General features: G+C 58.4%; 3 protein-coding genes. All 3 read right to left on the bottom strand.

Going from position 1 to position 3,847, the window contains the following annotated elements:
* Positions 1-169: 169 nt before the first annotated feature.
* Positions 170-1,465, bottom strand: coding sequence for a T6SS immunity protein Tli4 family protein (locus TU79_RS24795; protein ID WP_057010422.1), 1,296 nt, complete (start codon positions 1,463-1,465; stop codon positions 170-172).
* Positions 1,462-2,715: a T6SS immunity protein Tli4 family protein gene (locus tag TU79_RS24790; RefSeq protein WP_057010421.1), complete on the bottom strand. Its 1,254-nt coding sequence runs from the start codon at positions 2,713-2,715 to the stop codon at positions 1,462-1,464. The genes TU79_RS24795 and TU79_RS24790 overlap by 4 nt, the downstream gene beginning before the upstream one ends.
* Positions 2,703-3,847: esterase/lipase family protein (locus TU79_RS24785; protein ID WP_156418204.1), on the bottom strand; the 1,145-nt coding region annotated here is incomplete at its 5' end. The genes TU79_RS24785 and TU79_RS24790, both read right to left, overlap by 13 nt.

Here is a 3,847-nt window from a genome sequence, read left to right as displayed (position 1 = left end):
GTCGGTGATATGGCTGGGCGTAAGGGTCCAGGTATGCACCGGATTGCCGCGTGCGTTGTAGGTCATGGGCGCAACACGCGGCGCCGTTGGGTTATCGGTCATGTGGGGTCTCCGTTTTCAAGCCATTGGATCGGCCCAAGGGCCGGTGCCTTGGTGCGCATGTTGCCGGTCATTGATCGTTATCCCCGGGCGACGGCCTGCGCGTTTCAAAGCTGGCGATAAACTCATCGAGGACGCGTTTACTTTCGGCAGCTTCTGCAGCGCTGGGCCCACGGTAGTTGGCCCAGGGGTCCGGCTTGGGCGCGACTACGTTGGGGCGCAGGCGCACGGACTTGAGGATCGCATCCCACACGGCCATGGCTTCGTAGTCGGTGAGGGAGGGGTTGACGGGATCGGGTGACGCGGGTTGTTGCCACAGAGGTAGTTCGTAACCTTTGTTGGCGAACTCGGGCAGGGTCCAGCGGACCAAATCCTCTGATTCGTCGGGATCCATCGGCTCTGATTTCATGCCTCCCGCCGACATGCGCAAGTTCATGTTTGGACGACTCAGGGAAGGATTCTCGCGATAGTTTTCAGCCCCGAAGAGGATTTGCCGGTGAGTGTCATCACTGAAGCCAATAAGGGACTCCTCCGCCGACATTCCCGCGAGGGTGATTTTCTTCGTTCGCAGGTTTTCATAATCACCTGCGAGGAAAACCCGCGCGCCCTCCTCGGTGCGGGCCTTTATGCTCTTCGTTTGGCTAGGCGATAACGCGTTGACATAAACCTCAAACGCAACATCCGAAGCGGGGGGGCGGAAGTTGAATGTCGCAATCTCCTGATCGTGATGACTGCGAATCACAACCGGCCCAAGCGCGAACCCTGCGCCTGCATTGTCGGGGGTGACTTTGAAGATTTCCTTTGACAGCTTTAACAAGCGATTCTCGACAGGACCGATCTTGCCTTTGAAGGAGTCAGCACGGAGCATGACGTAGACGTCGTCGACCAGTAGATGAAGTTCGTGAACGAAGGTCTGGCGCTGTGTTTTACGCATGTAGTATTGCAACAGGACATTTTGCGGTGTTTCTTCCCGGGCAGAAACCAGCATGGGTATATCGTTCATCTCCGAGTTCTTGATCGCCGCAATCCGCCCCACGCGTTCGCGCAAGGCCGCATCAAATCGCTCCTGCGTCACGCCCTCCCCCAGCACGCGCACCTCAACGGATGTGTGATCGGCCCCCAGGCCGTAATACAGTTTTACATCCCCGCTGCCCGTCCAATTGGCGGGCACATCGATCAATCCCCGGCCCAGCGCCCAGGTGCGCATGTTGCTGGTCAGTTCGTGCACGGTTTGTTTCTCCTGTTCGCTGGGTTGTTTGAAGGCGGTGCATCCCGCAAGCAATGCGAGCGTCAGGCACGTGAAAAACAGGCGCGGCCCGCTCGGACGATGGGCTTGGGCAGGAGACGGTGTGGGGGCGCTGGTCATTGGTCTTTACCCCCTGGTGACGGCTTGCGCGTTTCAAAGCTGGCGATGAACTCGTCGAGGATTCGTTTGCTTTCGGCAGCTTCTGCAGCGCTGGGCCCACGGTAGTTGGCCCAAGGGTCAGGCTTGGGCGCGACCGCGTTGGGGCGCAGGCGCACGGACTTGAGGATCGCATCCCACACGGCCATGGCTTCGTAGTCGGTGAGGGAGGGGTTGACGGGGTCGGGTGACGCGGGTTGTTGCCACAGAGGTAGTTCGTAACCTTTGTTGGCGAACTCGGGCAGGGTCCAGCGGACCAAATCCTTGGGCTTGTCAGGATTGATTGGGGTTCTTTTTATCCCACCCGCCGACATACGCAAGTTCATGCTTGGACGACTCAGGGAAGGATTCTCGCGATAGTTTTCAGCCCCGAAGAGGATTTGCCGGTGAGTGTCATCACTGAAGCCAATAAGGGACTCCTCCGCCGACATTCCCGCGAGGGTGATTTTCTTCGTTCGCAGGTTTTCATAATCACCTGCGAGGAAAACCCGCGCGCCCTCCTCGGTGCGGGTCTTTATACTTTTCGTTTCGCTAGGCGATAACGCGTTGACATAAACCTCAAACGCAACATCCGAAGCGGGGGGACGGAAGTTGAATGTCGCAATCTCCTGATCGTGATGACTGCGAATCACAACCGGCCCAAGCGCGAACCCTGCGCCTGCATTGTCGGGGGTGACTTTGAAGATTTCCTTTGACAGCTTTAACAGTTGGGATTGAACGGGATCCGTATTGCCGTTGTAGGACTCCGCTCTGAGCATGACGTAGACATCATCAATTAGCAGATGAGACTCATGAATGAACGTTTGTCGACGTGTTACCTGCTTGTAGTACTGCAGCAATTTTTCCTGGGGCGAAACGATTTTCGCCGAAACCAGCATGGACGCATCATCCAGCTTGTAGTTTTTAACCGCCGCAATTCGACGCGCCCGCTCATTCAAGGCCGCATCAAATCGCTCCTGCGTCACGCCCTCCCCCAGCACTCGAACTTCAACAATTGAGTGATCGGCATCCAGTCCATAGTAGAGCGTCACATCCCCGCTGCCCGTCCAATTAGCGGGCACATCGATAAGCCCACGGCCCAGCGCCCAGGTGCGCATATTGCTGGTCAGTTGGTGCACGGTTTGTTTCTCCTGTTCGCTGGGTTGTTTGAAGGCGGTGCACGCAGCGACCGCCCCAAACAGCAGGCATGTCAAAAAAATGGTCAACCCACGCATAGAGGCCTCTTGGCTTTTGCCGCGATTTTGATGAGGGAGTAGAGGGTGAACTGCTGGGTTAATGGGTTGCCATAAGACGCTTCATGGTCAAAGCCGGGCGCTTGAACCTGCTGGCGGATCGAGTCCTTGCGCGCGAGCATCACCGGTGCGCGACCAGAACTCACCGGTACAGTGCCGTCGCCGGCACCGTCCTGCATGCGGCAGTGCAGTTCCCAGTAGCTGGTCTGCACGGTTTTTACCGGCATATCGGGGTCGCCGCGTGGGGGCGCGATAGCTTCGGCTTGCCCTCCTACGTAGATCGGACTGCGTCCGTCGTCTCGGACCTCGTGCATCTGCAGGCTGGACACCGTGAAGGCATCGGGTCGAGAGGCATTGGGTCCGTTGAGACGAGACCCGCGTTGCATTTCCCAAGTAATGGATTCAAAGCTGGGGTGTTTGTCGTCGTTGCCGTAGTAGACGTAGGTTTGGGGGTGGTATGACCCTGCTATATCTTGGTGAAACTCCTTTGCGCTCCGGATGTTGTCAGCGAATATTTCCCAAGTGATTGCCTTGCCACCCTTCGGCGCCAACCACTCTTCACGCAACAACCCCCACCAACGGTCACGGCGCAGATATATCTCTTCGTAAGGGTCTTTTACCGGCTGACGCGGCATGGCCGGCGCGCCGCGCTCGTCCACCAACCGCAGCCAACCTGGGGTGTAATCCTGAGTCGGCAGCAATTGCAAGGCGCCTGGCGCCTGGGCAAACACGGCGGTGACTTCCTGGCCGGACGGGCCGATCACCGCGCCGGCAATGGGGTCTTCGTCACTCATGCCGACCTTGCAGCGGCGATAAGCGACCGGCGCGCCAGTAGCGGGCATTACCCCATGAACGACACCGGCGATTTTGTCGGCCATCCCCGGCAACTGCGCACAACGACGCGCCACCAGCCCGCCCATGGAGTGGGTGACCAGGATCACCTGTTGGCAGTTGCGACCGTACTGGTGCATCAATTCATTGATGCGCTCGGCCAGTCTTGATGCGGCGCTGTCGTTGGAGTCCAGCCAGTTATAACCGCACGCGTGCACCGGCATGCGGTAGTCGCCGCGCGCCACCAACTCGTCGGAAATAATCGAGGGCAACTGGGCCGTCA

Source organism: Pseudomonas trivialis (assembly GCF_001439805.1).
GTDB lineage: Bacteria > Pseudomonadota > Gammaproteobacteria > Pseudomonadales > Pseudomonadaceae > Aquipseudomonas > Aquipseudomonas trivialis.
Note: the sequence above shows the minus strand (reverse complement) of the source record. Positions and strands in the feature narration are given on the sequence as shown.

Excerpts from the sequence above, each read along its gene's own strand:
- TU79_RS24795 (WP_057010422.1), bottom strand. The coding sequence starts at position 1,465 with ATGACCAGCGCCCCCACACCGTCTCCTGCCCAAGCCCATCGTCCGAGC.
- TU79_RS24790 (WP_057010421.1), bottom strand. The coding sequence starts at position 2,715 with ATGCGTGGGTTGACCATTTTTTTGACATGCCTGCTGTTTGGGGCGGTC.